At 66.2% G+C, this 16,505-nt stretch carries 14 protein-coding genes; 4 read left to right on the top strand and 10 right to left on the bottom strand.

Annotated elements, in window-relative coordinates; genetic code table 11:
• The first annotated feature begins 25 nt into the window (after positions 1–25).
• Positions 26–1,384 carry a S41 family peptidase gene (locus ACVMDN_RS17820; protein WP_076825437.1) on the top strand — a complete coding sequence of 453 codons (1,359 nt, stop codon included), beginning with the start codon at positions 26–28 and terminating at the stop codon, positions 1,382–1,384.
• Between the two features lie 189 nt (positions 1,385–1,573).
• Here the strand turns inward: ACVMDN_RS17820 and ACVMDN_RS17815 are convergent, their stop codons facing one another.
• From ACVMDN_RS17815 to ACVMDN_RS17795, 5 genes are all read right to left on the bottom strand, one after another.
• Positions 1,574–4,306 (bottom strand): bifunctional diguanylate cyclase/phosphodiesterase, encoded by a 2,733-nt coding sequence (locus tag ACVMDN_RS17815; protein ID WP_076825439.1) that lies wholly within the window; start codon positions 4,304–4,306, stop codon positions 1,574–1,576.
• 148 nt (positions 4,307–4,454) lie between these two features.
• On the bottom strand, positions 4,455–4,982 hold the full coding sequence (moaC, locus tag ACVMDN_RS17810; RefSeq protein ID WP_050384518.1) for a cyclic pyranopterin monophosphate synthase MoaC: 528 nt from the start codon (positions 4,980–4,982) through the stop codon (positions 4,455–4,457).
• A gap of 4 nt (positions 4,983–4,986) precedes the next feature.
• Entirely contained in the window at positions 4,987–5,808 is an 822-nt protein-coding gene (gene trpC, locus ACVMDN_RS17805; protein ID WP_076825441.1) for an indole-3-glycerol phosphate synthase TrpC, read from the bottom strand.
• Positions 5,809–5,823: 15 nt separating this feature from the next.
• Positions 5,824–6,837: an anthranilate phosphoribosyltransferase gene (gene trpD / locus ACVMDN_RS17800; RefSeq protein ID WP_076825443.1), complete on the bottom strand. Its 1,014-nt coding sequence runs from the start codon at positions 6,835–6,837 to the stop codon at positions 5,824–5,826.
• A 70-nt stretch (positions 6,838–6,907) separates the two neighbouring features.
• Positions 6,908–8,809 carry a peptidylprolyl isomerase gene (locus tag ACVMDN_RS17795; RefSeq protein ID WP_310884645.1) on the bottom strand — a complete coding sequence of 634 codons (1,902 nt, stop codon included), beginning with the start codon at positions 8,807–8,809 and terminating at the stop codon, positions 6,908–6,910.
• Positions 8,810–9,050: 241 nt separating this feature from the next.
• Between ACVMDN_RS17795 and tpiA the strand changes: the two genes are divergently transcribed.
• Positions 9,051–9,803 (top strand): triose-phosphate isomerase, encoded by a 753-nt coding sequence (gene tpiA / locus ACVMDN_RS17790; RefSeq protein WP_310884646.1) that lies wholly within the window; start codon positions 9,051–9,053, stop codon positions 9,801–9,803.
• A 223-nt stretch (positions 9,804–10,026) separates the two neighbouring features.
• On the opposite strand, the gene ACVMDN_RS17785 is transcribed toward tpiA, so the two are convergent.
• Together ACVMDN_RS17785 and ACVMDN_RS17780 are read right to left on the bottom strand one after the other, a co-directional pair.
• On the bottom strand, positions 10,027–10,557 hold the full coding sequence (locus ACVMDN_RS17785) for a GNAT family N-acetyltransferase (RefSeq protein WP_456835084.1): 531 nt from the start codon (positions 10,555–10,557) through the stop codon (positions 10,027–10,029).
• A 3-nt stretch (positions 10,558–10,560) separates the two neighbouring features.
• Positions 10,561–11,127 (bottom strand): helix-turn-helix domain-containing protein, encoded by a 567-nt coding sequence (locus tag ACVMDN_RS17780; protein WP_076825450.1) that lies wholly within the window; start codon positions 11,125–11,127, stop codon positions 10,561–10,563.
• A gap of 203 nt (positions 11,128–11,330) precedes the next feature.
• Between ACVMDN_RS17780 and secG the strand changes: the two genes are divergently transcribed.
• Together secG and ACVMDN_RS17770 are read left to right on the top strand one after the other, a co-directional pair.
• Complete coding sequence (secG, locus tag ACVMDN_RS17775) at positions 11,331–11,720, top strand: preprotein translocase subunit SecG (protein ID WP_028334048.1); 390 nt, start codon at positions 11,331–11,333, stop codon at positions 11,718–11,720.
• Positions 11,721–11,887: 167 nt separating this feature from the next.
• Positions 11,888–13,519, top strand: a complete 1,632-nt coding sequence (locus ACVMDN_RS17770; RefSeq protein WP_057016524.1) for a CTP synthase — start codon at positions 11,888–11,890, stop codon at positions 13,517–13,519.
• Between the two features lie 23 nt (positions 13,520–13,542).
• Here ACVMDN_RS17770 and ACVMDN_RS17765 read toward each other — a convergent pair whose 3' ends face one another.
• From ACVMDN_RS17765 to ACVMDN_RS17755, 3 genes are all read right to left on the bottom strand, one after another.
• Complete coding sequence (locus ACVMDN_RS17765; protein WP_057016525.1) at positions 13,543–14,205, bottom strand: class I SAM-dependent methyltransferase; 663 nt, start codon at positions 14,203–14,205, stop codon at positions 13,543–13,545.
• A gap of 216 nt (positions 14,206–14,421) precedes the next feature.
• Positions 14,422–15,801 carry a sensor histidine kinase gene (locus ACVMDN_RS17760; RefSeq protein WP_141342679.1) on the bottom strand — a complete coding sequence of 460 codons (1,380 nt, stop codon included), beginning with the start codon at positions 15,799–15,801 and terminating at the stop codon, positions 14,422–14,424.
• A complete protein-coding gene (locus ACVMDN_RS17755) occupies positions 15,798–16,472 on the bottom strand; it encodes a response regulator (RefSeq protein ID WP_141342680.1) in 675 nt (224 codons plus the stop codon). The genes ACVMDN_RS17760 and ACVMDN_RS17755 overlap by 4 nt, the downstream gene beginning before the upstream one ends.
• Positions 16,473–16,505: the final 33 nt, after the last annotated feature.

Below are 16,505 nucleotides of genomic sequence, written 5' to 3'. Positions count from 1 at the left end.
GCCGTTAGCGAAGGGATCACGGATAATGCGCAAACATGTTGGCTTCTTGCTCGGGACGGTGGCGGGCGCGTGTCTCACCTTGCTCGTGGCCTCGCCGCAGGGCGCGCATCTGTTCGCCGTCGCCAACGCCGCCGCGCATTCCGACAACAGCAACACCTATTCGCAGCTCAATCTGTTCGGCGAGGTGTTCGAGAAGGTCAAGACCGACTACGTCGAGAAGCCCGAGGACGCCAAGCTCGTCGAGGGCGCGATCAACGGCATGATCTCCTCGCTCGATCCGCACTCCCGCTACATGAACGAGAAGGGCTGGGCGGAGATGCAGGAGACCACGCATGGCGAGTTCGGCGGGCTCGGCATCGAGGTCACCATGGAGGACGGCTTCGTCAAGGTGGTGGCGCCGATCGACGACACGCCGGCCTCGCGCGCCGGCATCATGTCGGGCGACGTGATCACGTCGATCGACGACGACCAGATCCAGGGCATGACGCTCGACCAGGCCGTCAACAAGATGAAGGGCGCCCCCAACAGCTCGATCCGGCTGAAGATCATCCGCAAGGACGCCGACAAGCCGATCGAGGTCTCGATTATGCGCGAGATCATCCGCGTCCGCCCGGTGAAGTATCACGTCGAGGGCGGCGACATCGGCTATATCAGGATCACCTCGTTCAACGAGCAGACCACCGAGGGTCTGCGCAAGGCGATCGGCGATATCCAGAAGCAGATCCCGCAGGACAAGCTCACAGGCTACGTCGTCGACCTCCGCAACAATCCCGGCGGCCTGCTCGACCAGGCGGTCTCGGTGACCTCGACCTTGATGCAGCGCGGCGAGGTGGTCTCGACCCGCGGCCGCAATCCCGAGGAAACCCAGCGCTTCACCGCGCATGGCGGCGACATGACCAAGGGCAAGCCGCTCGTCGTCTTGATCAACGGCGGTTCGGCCTCGGCCTCCGAGATCGTCGCCGGCGCGCTGCATGACCACAAGCGCGCGACCCTGATCGGCACCCGCTCGTTCGGCAAGGGCTCGGTGCAGACCATCATTCCGCTCGGCACCGGCAATGGCGCGCTGGCGCTGACCACGGCGCGCTATTTCACGCCGTCGGGCCATTCGATCCAGGCACTCGGCATCAAGCCCGACATCGAGGTGCTGCAGGACGTGCCGGACGAATTCAAGACCCGCTCGGAGATCAAGGGCGAGGCCTCGATGCGCGGCCATCTCTCCGCCGAGGGCGCCGAGCAGACCGGCTCGCAATCCTACGTCCCGCCGGACGAGAAGAACGACAAGGCGCTGGCCGCGGCGTTCAACCAGCTGCGCGGCGTCACCGTCAACGCCGATGCCAAGAACGCCGACACCAAGGCCGCGCAGAAGCGGCCGGTGCCGAACTAGAACCTGTAGCCCGGATAGCTCCATCCGGGCTACGCAGCTGCCAAAATATCGAAAACAACCCCATGCAAAGGAGCCGGTGGGGGCTGGCGCTCGACCAGGCAATTTGACACGTCGGGCAATTACAGGGTAAATTTCCAAAATTCCGAAATCGTGCGGGCGCGTCCCTCGGGCTCCGACTTCCGAGCAGCCTTACGCCGCGCCGGCGACCGGCTTGCGTCGCCGCGCCGTGCTCGCGCCCGCAGCGGGGCCGCGGCGATGCCCGGCCAGCAGCTCGCGGATCTGGGCAGCGGGCTTTGGCGGGCTGAACAGATAGCCCTGCATCTCCGAGCAGCCGAGCTCGCGCAGCAATTGCTGTTGCTGCGCGGTCTCGACGCCTTCCGCCGTCGTCGTCATGCTGCGCTCGGCGGCGATGTTGACGACGGCCTCGACGATGCCGGCCGAGCCTTGCGGATCGGCGATGTCGGTGACGAAGCAGCGGTCGATCTTGATCTTGTCGAACGGGAATCGCTTCAGGTAGCTCAGCGACGAATAGCCGGTGCCGAAATCGTCGAGCGCGATCCTGATCCCGATGGCGCGCAGCTGGTGCAGCGCGGCCAACGCGCTCTCGTCGTCGCGGATCAGCACCGCCTCGGTGATCTCGAGCTCGAGCCGGCTCGCTGACAGCCCCGACGATGCAAGCGCCGCGATCACCTTGAGCGCCAGCGTGCCGCTGCGGAACTGCACCGGCGAGACGTTGACGGCGAGCCTGACGTGGTCGGGCCAGTTCACGGCTTCCTTGCAGGCCGTCATCAGTACCCACTCGCCGAGCTGGTTGATCAGGCCGGTCTCTTCCGCAATCGGCACGAATTCGGCCGGCGAGATCATGCCGCGCTGTGGATGACGCCAGCGCACCAGCGCCTCGCAGCCGGTGATCTCGTTGCTGCGCAGGTCGACGCAGGGCTGGTAATGCACTTCGAGCCCGCTGCCGGCGGCGATCGTCTGCCGCAACTCCATCTCGAGCTCGCGGCGGGCGCGGGCGTCGGCATCCATCGCCGGCTCGAAGAAGCGGAAGACGCGCCGGCCGGCCGACTTCGCCGCATACATCGCAAGATCGGCGTTCTTCATGATCTGGTCGAGATCGGTGCCGTCCTTCGGCGCCAGTGCGATGCCGATGCTGGCGTCGGTCGTGACCTGGTGGCCGAGGCATTGATAGGGCGCGCGGATCACCTCGTAGATGCGCGCGACGAGGTCGGCGACCTCGGCCTCGCTCTTCACCCCGGTCTGCACGATCGCGAACTCGTCGCCGCCGAGGCGAGCGACGAAATCGCCGTCGCCGATCACGCCGCTCAGCGTCCGCGCCACGGACTTGAGAAGCTCGTCGCCGACCATGTGGCCGAGCGAGTCGTTGACGCCCTTGAATTCGTCGATGTCGATATAGAGCACCGCAAGCTGGCTGTCGGGCGTGACATGCGGCAGCTCGCGCCTGATCTCCTCGTGGAACAGCGCGCGGTTCGGCAGGTCGGTGAGCGCATCGTAGTGGGCGAGATGCGTGATGCGCTCTTCGGCGCGGCGGCGCTCGGTGACGTCCTCATGGGTCGCAAGCCAGCCGCCGTCGGCCAGCGGCTCGTTGACGACCTGGATCGAGCGCCCGTCGGGCGTCGTGATCACCATGGTGTTGCGGATGTCGACGTCGCGCAGCACGAGATTGACGTAGCGCTCGACGTCGCCCTGGAACGAGCCGGTCCGGTGACGATGCACGATGACGTCGCGGAAGCTGCAGCCGGGCTTGATGATGTCGGCCGACAACCCGTACATCTCGATATAGCGCCTGTTGCAGATCACCAGGCACTGCGCGGCGTCGAACAGCAACAGGCCCTGCGTCATGTTGTTGACGGCGGTGTCGAGCCGCAGCTTCTCCAGCGTCAGGCGCTGCTGCTGGGCGCGATGCTGCTGCACCAGCTTGCGCACCACCAGCGTCAGCAGGATCGCGATCGCCAGCACCGAGATGCTGGTCACCGCGATCAGGATGCCGATCTGCTCGCGCCAGTTGGCGAGCGCCGCCTCGGTGGTGCTCGTCGCGACGACGACGATCGGGAATTTGGTCAGTGCCCGCGACGACACCAGGCGGTCCTTGCCGTCGACCGGGCTGGCGAGCCGCGTCGTGCTCTGCGGCAGCTCGAAAACCTGCTGCTGATTGACTGGACCGTTGCGGAAATTCCTCCCGATCAGCTCTTCGACATGGGGATAGCGTGCCAGCAGCGTGCCGTCGCGATGATGCATCGAGATCGCGGCGCCGTCGCCGAGCGCCACGGTGGAGAAGAACTTCTCGAAGGCCGCCGGCTCGATGCCGCGGCCGACCACGCCGAGGAATTCCCCGTGCGGACCGGTGACCTTGCGGACGATAACGGTGGTCCAGTTTCCGGTGATGCGGCTCACCACCGGCGCGACCTGCATGTCGGGCGAATAGGGGCTCGACTTGAAGATCTGGAAGTAGGGGCGGTCGGCAATGCTTGCCTGCGGCAGCGGCCAGGCGCCCGAGCTGTTGATCAGAACGCCGTCGGCGTCGAACACGTTGAGGCTGCCGACATTGGACAGCGCGTCCATCTTGGATTTGAGCATCGCATGGATGTCGGCGGCCGACATCCGGCGCCTGTAGTTCTCCGGCGTCGCGATTGCATTGTCGCGCATGAACGTGATCAGGTCGCGCTGGACGACTTCGAGATCGTCGAGCTGCTGGTCGAAATGCCGCGCCAGCAGCAGTACGGTGTTCTCGAGCTCACGCTCGCTGTTGTGCAGGGCGCGATCGCGGAAATTCTCCGCCATCAGCGTAGCGCCGATCGCGATCGCGGCCATCAGCACGGCGCCGCCGAGGATCAGCCAGCGGATCGGACCGCTGCCGATCACCGATTTGATGTTGAACGTGGCGCTGCCGTTTGGAGTCATTTGCCGCAATCGCTTCCAGGTGTTTCACCCGGAAGTAGGTCTCGTGCACCCCCGGCCCGCGAAAGTCGTATCCAATCGAAATGGAGCGCGGGTTAGCGAGATTGGTTAATGAAACCTTGCGGGCATTGGCGACAGTGCGTACCGGCGATCACGCGCCGGCGCGATAGTGCCCCGATTTGCCGCCGATCTTCTCGACGAGGTGGATGCCCTCGATGCGGATGCCGCGGTCGACCGCCTTGACCATGTCGTAGATCGTCAGGCATGCGACCGAGACTGCGGTCAGCGCCTCCATCTCGACGCCGGTCGGCCCCGTCACCTTGACGCTGGCGCGGACGATGCAGCCGGGCAGCTTGCGGTCGGGTGTGATGTCGATCGTGACCTTGGTCAGCGCCAGCGGATGGCAGAGCGGGATCAATTCCGAGGTCCGCTTCGCCGCCATGATGCCGGCGATCCGCGCCGTCGCCAGCACGTCGCCCTTCTTGGCCTGGCCGGTTTCGATCAGCGCCAGCGTCGCCTTGCTCATCACGACGCGGCCTTCGGCGACCGCGGTCCGCTCGGTCGCGGGCTTGGCCGAGACGTCGACCATCCGAGCCTCGCCCTTGGCGTCGATATGGGTGAGGGCGGTGCCGGAGCCGGAAGGCTCGGCCTTGGTCTTGCCCTTGCTGTTCCGCGCCATTGCGTCAGCGCGTTGCGGTGGCGCGCGGGGCGGCCTGCCGCGTCAGCAAGGCGCGGGTCGCCGCGGTGACGTCCTGCTGGCGCATCAGGCTTTCACCGACCAGGAAAGTCGACATCCCGACCCGTTCGAGCCGGGCGAGATCGCCAGGCGTGAAGATGCCGCTCTCGCCGACCATCAGGCGGTCGGGCGGGATCAGCGGTGCCAGCGCCTCGCTGGTCGCGAGCGTGGTCTCGAAGGTGCGCAGATTGCGGTTGTTGACGCCGATCATCGGCGAGCGAAGTTTCAAGGCACGGTCAAGCTCGGCGCGGTCGTGAATCTCGACCAGTACGTCCATGCCGTAGCCGAGCGCGGCGTCCTCGATCTCCCTGGCCGCCGCGTCGTCGAGCGCGGCCATGATGATCAGGATGCAGTCGGCGCCATGGGCGCGCGCCTCCGCCACCTGGTAGGTGTCGAACATGAAATCCTTGCGCAGCACCGGCAGGCTGGTCGCCGCGCGGGCCGCAACCATGAAGTCGAGATGGCCCTGGAACGAGGGCGCGTCGGTTAGCACCGACAGGCACGCCGCGCCGCCGGCCTCGTAGGCCTTTGCGAGCACGGGCGGATCGAAGTCGGCCCGGATCAATCCTTTCGAGGGCGAGGCCTTCTTCACTTCCGCGATTAGCGCGTAGTCGCCGCGCGTATGCTTGTCCTTGAGGGCGCGGACGAAGCCGCGAGGAGCCGAGGCCGATCTGGCCTCCGCCTCGATCTCGGCGAGCGGATGGGCGCGCTTCGCGGCGGCGATCTCCTCGCGCTTGTAGGCCTCGATCTTGGTCAGGATGTCCGACATCGCTTAGCGCCTTGCTTAACCGTTCGAAACCGCGACCAGATGCTTCAGCCGCGCGGCGGCAGCGCCGCTGTCGAGCGACTGGGCACCGATCGCGACGCCTTCCTTGAGGTCCTTGGCGCGGCCGGCCACGATCAGCGCGGCGGCGGCGTTGAGCAGGGCGACGTCGCGATAGGCGCTCGGCTTGCCCTGCAGCACGCTGGAGAGCGCGATCGCATTTGCATCGGCGTCACCGCCCTTCAGCGCCTCGCCGCCGACGCGGCCAAGGCCGGCATCCTCGGGCGTGACCTCTGATGTCCTGATCTCGCCGTTCTCGAGCGTCGCAACGAAGGTCGGGCCGGTGAGGGTGATCTCGTCGAGGCCATCGGAGCCATGCACGACCCATACCTTGTCCGAACCGAGGTTCTTCAGCACCTGCGCCAGCGGCTGCACCCATTGCCGCGAGAACACGCCGACCATCTGCCGCTTGACGCCGGCCGGGTTCGATAGCGGCCCGAGCAGGTTGAAAATGGTGCGGGTAGCGAGCTCGACCCGGGTCGGACCGACATTCTTCATCGCCGGATGATGCGCGGGCGCGAACATGAAGCCGATGCCGGCTTCCTTGACGCAGCGCCCGACTTGTGCGGGCGTCAAATCGAGCTTGACGCCGAGCGAGGCCAGCACGTCGGCGGCGCCCGAGCGCGACGACAATGCGCGGTTGCCGTGCTTCGCCACGGGCACGCCAGCGCCGGCCACGATGAAGGCCGCGCAGGTCGAGACGTTGACCGAGCCGGAGCCGTCGCCGCCGGTGCCGACGATGTCGACGGCCTCCGCCGGCGCCGTGACCGGCAGCATCTTGCCGCGCATCGCGGTGACGGCGCCGGTGATCTCCTCGACGGTCTCGCCGCGCACCCGCAGTGCCATCAATAGCCCGCCCATCTGCGAGGGCGTGGCTTCGCCCGACATCATGCTGTCGAAGGCGGACGCCGCCTCTTCACGCGTCAGCGTGGCGCCGGTGGCGACTTTTCCGATGATCGATTTCAGGTCGTCCATTCGCTGGCTCAGGGTCTGTTGTTGGAGCTTGATCGCCGCGCAGCGCGTCGTCGCGCTGTCCCGATCATGCTCAATTATTTGCGCCTGTCACCTGTGCGAAGGCTGCCTGGTTGATGGTCACACCGATATCGGACTCGATCTTCGTGACATATTGCGCGACCTGCTCGTCGCTCAGCGACCGCCGCAGCGCCTCGGTGAGCTGCTTGGCCGCGTCCGACGCGAAGTCGACCGGCGGCACCGTCACGTTGGTGACGCGGAAGACCACCCACTGGCTGCCGCCGGCGACGGAGGTCTGTCCATCGCCGTCCTTGGCGGTCCGGAATGCCGCCGCAATCACGCCGGCCGGCACGGCAGGCAGCGAGGCCTCGCGGTTGAAATTCGCCGCGGTTTCGACCTTGACGCCGGCAGCGGCGGCTTCGTCGGCGAGCTTGGCGCCGCTGTCGAGCTTCTGGACGATCTCGGTCGCCTTGGCACGCAGCTTGGTGGAGATCTGGTCTTCGCGCCACTTGGCCTCGACCTGATCGCGAACCTCGTCGAGGCTGCGCTCGCGCGACGGCGTGATGCCGAGCACGTCGTACCAGACATAGCCGCCGTTGAACTGGATCGGGTCGTTGTCGACGCCAACGTCGCTGTTGAAGGCCTGCGACACCACGTCGAGGCCGCGCGGGATGTTGGTCGCGACCTGGCCGTTCGGCAGCCGTCCGGAGCGATCGACCGCGTCGATGGTGATCGGCGTCAGCTTCAGTTTCTGTGCGGCTTCGACGACGCTGGCGCCGCCGCCGCGCTCGTCTTCCATCTTGTCGCGCAGGTCGGCGACCTTGGTGCGGGCGCGCTCGGAGGCGATCTCGTTCTTCACCTGCTGGGCGAGGCTCTCATAGCTCGGGGTCGCGCCGGGCTCGACCTTGCCGACCTTGACCAGCGCGACACCGAAGCGGCCCTGCACCGGCTGGCTGACTTCGCCTGCGGGCAGGGAGAAGGCGGCATCGGCGACGGCAGGGTCGAGGATCGCCGACTTCGCGACCAGGCCGAGATTGACGTCGGCCAGATTGAGGTTGCGCTCCTTGGCGATGTCGTCGAACGACGCGCCCGACGCGATCCGCCCGCGCGCGGCCTGCGCCTCGCCGGCGTCCGGAAACACGATCTGCGAGACCTCGCGCTTCTCCGGCGTGCTGAGCCGGTCCTTGCGCTCCTCGAAGATCTTCCTGGCGTCCTCGTCCGACACCGTTTCCCACTTGCCGATTTCCTCCGGCGTGATGGCGACGAAGGAGATCTTGCGGTATTCGGGCGCGCGGAACTGGGCCTTGTGGCCCTCGAAATAGGCGGCGAGCGCCTCGGGCGAGGGCGGATCGATGGTTCCGGCCTGCGCGGCGCCGAGCGTGATGTAGTCGATCGAACGCTGCTCGTTCTGGAACCGGGTCAGCGCCTCGACCAGAGATTTCGGCGGCTCGATCCCGGACGAGATAGTGCCGGCGATCTGGCGCCTGAGGCCAACGCGGCGCTGCTCGGCGATGTAGCGACCTTCGGTATAGCCATAGTTGCGGATCACGGCCTGGAAACGCTGCGGGTCGAACTGGTTGTTGAGGCCCTTGAAGTTCGGATCGTTGTAGATCGCGCGCAGCACCTCGGCGTCGGACACATTGAGGCCCATGCGGCGTGCTTCCTCGTCCATCGCGGCTTCCGCAAGCGTCTGCTGCAGCACCTGGCGGTCAATGCCGAAGGCGCGCGCCTGGTCCGGCGTCAGCGGGCGGCCGAACTGGCGGCCTAGCTGCTGCAGGCGGTCGGTATAGATCTGGCGGAACTGCTCGGCCGAAATCTCGGTCCCGCCCACCTTGGCGAAGGTCGACTGGCCAAACCCCTTGAAAATGTCGGCAATGCCCCAAATTCCGAAACTGACGATCAAAACGCCCATCACCACGGCCATAATCGTCTTGCCGAGCCAGTTTGATGAGGCTTTCCGCATTCCTCGAAGCATGGGTCCAACTTGTTTTACAGGAGGGGAACCGGGTCGTGCCCAATGGGGAGCCGAAAGTCGAGGCTTTTGTCCCGCAGCAGGGCGTCACCGGGTTGAAAACCCATCATAAAGTGGCCGAAGCGCCCCCGCAACCTTGGCCGCGCGGGCGGAAGCGTCGCACGGTGTGCGCGAAGCCGAGCTCTGGAAGTCGCCGCCCGGCTCTGGTAGCGCAGGGACACGCTTGAATGATGGGAAATCCGACATGACCGACGCCATCCGGCCGCTGATCGCCGGCAACTGGAAAATGAACGGCCTGAAATCCTCTTTTGTCGAGTTCGACGCGATGCTGGCGGGCGCCGGCGATGTCGTCGGGAAGGCTGATCTCCTGGTCTGTCCGCCCGCGACATTGGTCGGGGCGTTCGCCGACAAGGCGCGCGGCTCGAAGGTCGCGGTCGGCGCCCAGGATTGCCATCCCAAGGCATCGGGCGCACACACCGGCGATCTCTCGGCGGAGATGTTCAAGGATCTCGGCGCGGTTGCGATCATCGTCGGCCATTCCGAGCGGCGCGCCGACCACGGCGAGACCGATGCCTTGATTCGGCAGAAGGCGGAGGCCGTGTGGCGCGCCGGGCTGACCGCGATCGTCTGCATCGGCGAGACACGCGAGCAGCGCGACGCCGGCAAGACGCTCGATGTCTGCGGCACCCAGCTTGCGGGCTCGCTGCCCGACGGCTCTACCGCGGCCAATCTGGTGGTGGCCTATGAGCCGGTCTGGGCGATCGGCACCGGCCTGACCCCGACCGCCAAGGATGTCGAGGAAGTTCACAGGTTTATCCGAGGTCAGCTCACCGATCGCTTCAAGGGCGAGGGAAACAGGATCAGGATCCTCTATGGCGGCTCGGTCAAGCCGTCGAACGCGGCCGAGCTGATGGCGGTCGCCAATGTCAACGGCGCACTGGTCGGCGGCGCCAGCCTCAAGGCGTCGGACTTTTTGGCGATCGCTGCGGGGTGTTAGGGCTGCCCCTTTCGCACCGAGCTCTCACACCGTCATCCTGAGGAGGCCGCAACGCGGCCGTCTCGAAGGATCGACGGCCCAGCTGGTGGCCGTCGACCCTTCGAGACGCGCGGAGCCTGTCATCGGGCCGCGCTTTGCGCGGACCCGTTGGCGCTCCTCAGGGTGACGGGATTGGCAGTGTTGCGCAGACAGTTGCCATCGGCATCTCTGCTTGGCTACGGATTCAGGCCGCCGCCGCGCCGATCCGCTTCCAGTAGATCATCGTGCCGGTGAGGCCGCCATGCGGCTTCAGCGCGTAGTCCGGGATGATGCCGGTGAGCTGAAATCCCAGTCTTTCATAGAGTGGCGCAGCGCCATCCTCTGCGGCGGTGTCGAGCACCAGCAGCGTGCGGCCGTGCGCGATCGCAAGCTGCTCGGCCGTGCGCATCAATTCCGTCGCGACGCCGCGATGGCGATGGGCGACGCGTGTCATCATCTTTGCAATTTCCGCCCGATGCGGCTGGTTGGGCGGCAGCTTGAGCAGAAGCGTCACGGTGCCGATCAGATCATTGTCGGTGAATGCGCCGAGCACGATGCGCTCGCCGCGCGCGGCGGCGCCGAGCGAGTCCTGCCAGAATGCATCGGCGTCGTCCGGCGACAGCGGATGCATGAAGCTCACCGAGCCGCCGCTGGCGACGGTCTCGATCAACAATTCGCTGAGCGCGCTGCGAATCCCGGGCTCATCGGCGAGTGGCTTGATCGAAAACTGCGGCATGCATCAGCTCCGGGCCAGGGCGACCACATAGGTGCAGGAGGCGTTGGTCTCGTTGGCGAAGGTCGTCTCTGCCGGCGGGCCGAATCCGAGGCAATCACCGGCGCCGAGCAAATGGCGTGCGCCGCCTTCGGTGATGACGAGGCTGCCGCTGAGCACCCAGACCAGTTGGCGGATATGCGCGTAGGAGGAGGCGGGCAGGGTCACGGTCTGCTTCGGCGGCAGCTCGACCCGCACCAGTTCGACCGGATGGTCGGGACGGCTGAACACCTGGCGGCGTAGATAGCCGGTTTCCGGATCGCGCCAGACCGGTTGCGCGGCGGCGCGCGACAGCCGTTCGCCCTGGCCTTCGGCGCGCAACATCAGGCCGGCCAGGGTGAGATCGAAAGCCGAGGCGAGGCGCACCAGCACGACCGCGGTCGGGCTGACCTCGGCGCGCTCGATCTTGCTGATCGTGGCCTTCGAGACGCCAGCGCGTTCGGCGAGGTCGGCCAGCGACCAGCCCCGGCCATCGCGCTCGAGCCTGATCCGCTGCGCCAGGCGCTGGCTCAGATCTTCTACTAAAGTATCCATTTGTCTACTATAGTAGAAATTGCCGGTTCCCGGCAAGGCCCGGCCGGGCCGCCATCGGCGCCGCTTGTGATCATCGACAGTGCGACTATCTCGGGGGTGACAATGCCCGGTGCAATCGTGTAACAGGGCGCGACTTCACGAAAACCGTAGAGCCGATAGCGCCGTTTGTCTGGCCGCTTGGCGGCTTGTGACGAAGGCTTGCGATGCAGACTGTCGTTATCATTGTCCACCTCATGATTGTCGCCGTCATGATCGGCGCCGTGCTGTTGCAGAAATCCGAAGGCGGTGGCCTTGGCATGGGTGGCGGCGCCGGCTTCATGTCGAGCCGCGGCACCGCCAATTTGCTGACGCGGACTACGGCGATCCTCGCGGTGGGCTTCTTCATCACCAGCCTGTTCCTGTCCTGGTACGCAGGCTACGACCGCAAGCCGAGCTCGATCGTCGGCACCGGCGCGCCGGCGCAGACGCAGCCGGCCGGCGGCACGCCGATGAACGCGCCGACCTCGGGCGGCATCCTCGATTCGCTGAAGAAGGCCGACGAGCAGCAGGGGCAGCAGGCCCCGAGCGGCCCGCAGGCGCCACGGTCGCAATAAAGCGGGGTGGCCATGCAGGATGCCCCGCTGGCATCCTGCATCAGAAACCCCCATCAATGCTCTGAAATCGCTTCCAGTTTGATGCAACCCACAGCCCGGCGAATTGTTTGCCGGGAACAGCCGATTCGTTTTGCGAATCGCCGGAGTCGGATTAAAGGTAAAGTCCCATGGCGCGGTACATATTCATCACCGGCGGCGTGGTCTCCTCGCTCGGCAAGGGTCTGGCTTCAGCGGCGCTCGGCGCTCTGCTGCAGGCCAGGGGCTACAAAGTCCGCCTTCGCAAGCTCGATCCCTATCTCAACCTCGATCCCGGAACGATGTCGCCGTATCAGCACGGCGAAGTGTTCGTGACCGACGACGGCGCCGAGACCGATCTCGATCTCGGCCATTACGAGCGCTTCACCGGTCGTCCGGCCACCAAGGCCGACAACATCACGACCGGGCGAATCTACCAGGACATCATCACCAAGGAGCGCCGCGGCGATTATCTCGGCGCCACCATCCAGGTGGTTCCGCACGTCACCAACGCGATCAAGGAATTCGTGCTGTCGGGTAACGACGAGTTCGATTTCGTGCTGGTCGAGATCGGCGGTACCGTCGGCGACATCGAGGGCCTGCCGTTCTTCGAGGCGATCCGCCAGCTCAAGAACGAGCTGCCGCGCGATCACGCGGTCTACATTCACCTGACGCTTCTGCCGTACATTCCAAGTGCCGGCGAACTCAAGACAAAGCCGACGCAGCACTCGGTGAAGGAGCTGCGCTCGATCGGCATCCAGCCGGACATCCTGCTGTGCCGCACCGATCGCGAAATTCCCAAGGAAGAGCGGCGCAAGCTCGGCCTGTTCTGCAACGTGCGCGAGAGCGCCGTGATCGAGGCGCGCGACGTCGACAACATTTACGCCGTGCCGGAGGCCTATCACGCCGCCGGCCTCGACGATGAGGTGCTGGCCGCGTTCGGCATCACCGCGAAGATTCCGCCGGCGCTGCAGAGCTGGCACGTCATCAACGAGCGCGTCCGCAATCCGGAAGGTGCGGTGACGATCGCCATCGTCGGCAAATACACCGGCATGAAGGACGCCTACAAATCGCTGATCGAGGCGCTGTCGCACGGTGGCATCGCCAACAAGGTGAAGGTCAATCTCGATTGGATCGAGAGCGAGGTGTTCGAGAACGAGGACCCGGCGCCGTTCCTCGAGCACGTCAACGGCATCCTGGTGCCCGGCGGCTTCGGCCAGCGCGGCGCCGAGGGCAAGATCCGCGCGGCGCAGTTCGCGCGCGAGCGTGACGTGCCGTATTTCGGCATCTGCTTCGGCATGCAGATGGCGGTGATCGAGGCGGCGCGCAATCTGGTCGGCATCGAGGACGCCAACTCGACCGAGTTCGGCCCGACCAAGGAGCCGCTGGTCGGCCTGATGACGGAATGGCTGCGCGGCAACGAGCTCGAGAAGCGCTCGCAGAGCGGCGATCTCGGCGGCACGATGCGGCTCGGGGCCTATCCCGCGGCGCTCAACCGCGGCAGCCGCGTCTCGCAGGTCTATGGCGGCGCGACCGAGATCTCCGAGCGGCACCGCCATCGCTACGAGGTCAACACCGCCTACAAGGACCGCCTCGAGCAGCACGGCCTGCGCTTCTCCGGCATGTCGCCCGATGGCGTGCTGCCGGAGATCGTGGAGTACGAGGACCATCCCTGGTTCATCGGCGTCCAGTTCCATCCCGAGCTGAAATCGCGGCCCTTTGAACCGCATCCCCTCTTCGCGTCGTTCATCGAGGCGGCAGCCAAGCAGAGCCGGCTGGTTTAACTGAGCGGCCGTCAGCTGCGCCGCTACACGGCGCAGTCCTCGCTGGTCCGGCGTTCTTTCTTGATCGGTGAAACGTTTGCACCAGCCGCCGGCGTGCCGTCGCGCGTCATCAGCTTGTATTGCGGGCGTCGCGTCAGCCGGTAGACCGCGGCCGGCGGCACGTTGAGGATGGCGCGATCGACCAGCGTGGCGCGCAGGCCGAGCCGGTCGAGGATCGGCCGCGGCACCGGACAGCGCATGCCGTAGGTGAATTGATAGAACGCGCCGCCGGGACGTAGATAGCTGAACGCGCCGCCGACGATCGAGATGACCTTGCGCGGCGACATGTTGAGCAGCGGCAGTCCGCTGACGACGGCGCCGACCGGCGCGCCATCGTAGAGCCGCTCCGAGGCGAGGCGCGCCGCGTCCATCCACAGCACGCGCGCGCCGGGAAAACGCAGCTGCAACAGCCGCATGAAATCCGAGCCGTATTCGATCAGCGTAAGATCCTGCTGGCGCACGCCGCGCTTCAACAGCTGATAGGTGAACGCGCCCGTGCCCGGACCGAGCTCGAGCACCGGGCCGGTGTCGGCGCTGATGTCGCGCGTGATCAGTTCGGCGAGCGCGGCGCCCGACGGCGCGATGGCGCCGACGCGGCCGGGGGCCGCCATCCACGCCGTGAAGAAAGACAGCAGATCATGTGACATTGGGATTCCCAGCAAAGTGTCGCGGCGCTTCGACTCAGATGCGAAGCGTGACGCCTTGTTTGCGGGAGCTGCATTGCGAGAACATTGCGCGAGAGCGCCGTTCCGATTGAATCGGAACGGGGCTCTCGACCCTAGTTTTGACGCGTTTCCTTCACGCGAACCGGTGCCCATCCCGCATCGAGTGCGGGACAGGCTTCGCTCGAAAACGCTTTGGCATCACGACGCGAACGGCGCCGGCGGTAACGTGAGGCGGAAGCACGCGCCGCCCTTCGGACCGTCGAGCACGGAGACGTGACCGCCGTGCAGCCTTGCGATCTCGCGCACCATGTTGAGGCCGAGTCCGGCGCCGCGGTCGAGCGGCGCGAGCCGATAGAACGGATCGAAGATCCGGGTGCGCTGGTCCTGGGGAATGCCGTCGCCTTCATCCGATACGTCGATGGTCGCGGCACTGCCGACATGGATGGTGATGGTGCCGCGGCGGCCGCCATGCTGGATGGCGTTCTGCACCAGATTGGTGAGCGCGCGCTCCAGCGCGGCGCGATCGCCCAAGATCTCGACGCGATCGGTTGCGGTATCGAGCGACAGCTCGTAGCCGGCCGCGATCGCGAGCGGCGCGAGGTCGGCCGCGACATTGCGGGCGACCGCGACGAGATCAACGCGGACGAACGGATTGCGGCACTGGTCGAAGCGCTGGATGTCGAGCAGTTGCTCGGCCAATGTCGCAAGCCGCGCCGAATCCTCGAGCAGGCGGGTTTTCTCCGGACCTGGCGGCAGCGACTCCAGCCGCGTGTTGAGGATCGCGATCGGCGTGCGCAATTCATGCGCCGCGTCGGCGACGAATCGCTGGTGCCGGGAATAGCCATCGTCGAGCCGTTTCAGCGCATCGTTGATGGCGGTCACCAGCGGCGCTACCTCGAGCGGCAGATGGTCCGCCGACAGTCGGCTGCCGCGCTGGCGGAAATCGATCCGGCGCGCTTCGTCGGCGGTGGTATCGAGACCGGCGAAGGCGCGCTTCACCACCATCGGCGTCGCGATGAAGGTGGCGCATGCCATCAGGAAAAGGCCGGGCAGGGCAATGGCGAGGAATGCCAGCGTCGTGGCGAGCGCGGTCTTGACGCTCGACATTGGCCCTTGCGTCGCTGTGAGCACCTGCACGGGGCCGGCGTCGGAATTGACGCGCTTCAGCCGCGCCGGCGGCTTGCGCGGATCATCCTCGAACATCTGCCAGCCGAGCCGCGCCTGGCTGATCTGGTCGAGCGCGTCGCCGATCCTGGCGAATTCCGGCGGCACCGCGCCTTCCGTCAGCGAACGGCCTTGCCGGTCGCGCACCAGGAACCAGAGGTCCGGCGTGTCGTCACGAAGCTTTTGCAGTTCGGCCGTCGGGCGCAAAATCAACTCGCCCTTGCCGTCGCGTGCGACCGCGCCCTGCACGATGGAAATCACATGATCCTCATCGCGCGGAACGATCAGGAAGCCGGTGGCACACAACGCGCTGATCAGGCAAACGATCAGCATGGCAAGCAGCAGCGCCTGGAGCGTCACCAGCCGCCAGCTCAGTTGCGAGCGCAGGCAATAGTGCTCGGCCTGTTCGCTCATGACGTTTGCTTCAAGAGATAGCCGACGCCGCGGATGCTGTGGATCTCGACACCGGCGTTGGCGTCGGCAAGCTTGCGCCTGAGACGCGAGACGTGCGCATCGAGTGCGTTGGACTGGATCTCGTCCTCGAAATTGTAGACGGCTTCCTCCAGCGTCGCGCGCAGCACGGTGCGGCCCATGCGGCGCAGCAGCGTCTCCAGCACCAGCAGCTCGCGCCGCGGCAGCTCGAGCGGACGGCCGTCGACACTGGCCTCGCGATGGCCGCAATCGAACGCCACGCGGCCGGCCCTGATGATCTCGAGCTGCAGGCCGGCGGGGCGGCGCAGCACGGCGCGCAGCCGCGCCATCAGCTCCTCGACCGCGAACGGCTTGGCCAGATAGTCGTCGGCGCCGCTGTCGAGGCCAGTGATGCGGTCGGTGAGATCGCCGCGCGCGGTCAGCACGATGATCGGCACGCCGTCGGCCTTGGCGCGCAGCTTCGGGATCAGCGTGAGGCCGTCGCCGTCCGGAAGCTGGCGGTCGAGCAGGACCGCGCCATGCACGTCGGCACAGATCGCTTCCTCGGCCTCGGCAAGGTTCGGCACGTGGTCGACCACCATGTCGTAGCCCTTCAGCGCCTGCGACAGCGCCGCCGCCATTTCGGCCTCGTCCTCAACCAGCAGTATCCGCATGTCCTTGTGGTCCAACTCCTGAAGGCAGGTTTT

Source organism: Bradyrhizobium sp. USDA 4510 (assembly GCF_054059095.1).
Note: the sequence above shows the minus strand (reverse complement) of the source record. Positions and strands in the feature narration are given on the sequence as shown.

Excerpts from the sequence above, each read along its gene's own strand:
- ACVMDN_RS17785 (WP_456835084.1), bottom strand. The coding sequence starts at position 10,557 with ATGCCGCAGTTTTCGATCAAGCCACTCGCCGATGAGCCCGGGATTCGC.
- secG (WP_028334048.1), top strand. The coding sequence starts at position 11,331 with ATGCAGACTGTCGTTATCATTGTCCACCTCATGATTGTCGCCGTCATG.
- ACVMDN_RS17765 (WP_057016525.1), bottom strand. The coding sequence starts at position 14,205 with ATGTCACATGATCTGCTGTCTTTCTTCACGGCGTGGATGGCGGCCCCC.
- ACVMDN_RS17770 (WP_057016524.1), top strand. The coding sequence starts at position 11,888 with ATGGCGCGGTACATATTCATCACCGGCGGCGTGGTCTCCTCGCTCGGC.
- ACVMDN_RS17760 (WP_141342679.1), bottom strand. The coding sequence starts at position 15,801 with ATGAGCGAACAGGCCGAGCACTATTGCCTGCGCTCGCAACTGAGCTGG.
- ACVMDN_RS17755 (WP_141342680.1), bottom strand. The coding sequence starts at position 16,472 with ATGCGGATACTGCTGGTTGAGGACGAGGCCGAAATGGCGGCGGCGCTG.
- ACVMDN_RS17820 (WP_076825437.1), top strand. The coding sequence starts at position 26 with ATGCGCAAACATGTTGGCTTCTTGCTCGGGACGGTGGCGGGCGCGTGT.
- trpC (WP_076825441.1), bottom strand. The coding sequence starts at position 5,808 with ATGTCGGACATCCTGACCAAGATCGAGGCCTACAAGCGCGAGGAGATC.
- ACVMDN_RS17815 (WP_076825439.1), bottom strand. The coding sequence starts at position 4,306 with ATGACTCCAAACGGCAGCGCCACGTTCAACATCAAATCGGTGATCGGC.
- trpD (WP_076825443.1), bottom strand. The coding sequence starts at position 6,837 with ATGGACGACCTGAAATCGATCATCGGAAAAGTCGCCACCGGCGCCACG.
- ACVMDN_RS17780 (WP_076825450.1), bottom strand. The coding sequence starts at position 11,127 with ATGGATACTTTAGTAGAAGATCTGAGCCAGCGCCTGGCGCAGCGGATC.
- moaC (WP_050384518.1), bottom strand. The coding sequence starts at position 4,982 with ATGGCGCGGAACAGCAAGGGCAAGACCAAGGCCGAGCCTTCCGGCTCC.
- ACVMDN_RS17795 (WP_310884645.1), bottom strand. The coding sequence starts at position 8,809 with ATGCTTCGAGGAATGCGGAAAGCCTCATCAAACTGGCTCGGCAAGACG.
- tpiA (WP_310884646.1), top strand. The coding sequence starts at position 9,051 with ATGACCGACGCCATCCGGCCGCTGATCGCCGGCAACTGGAAAATGAAC.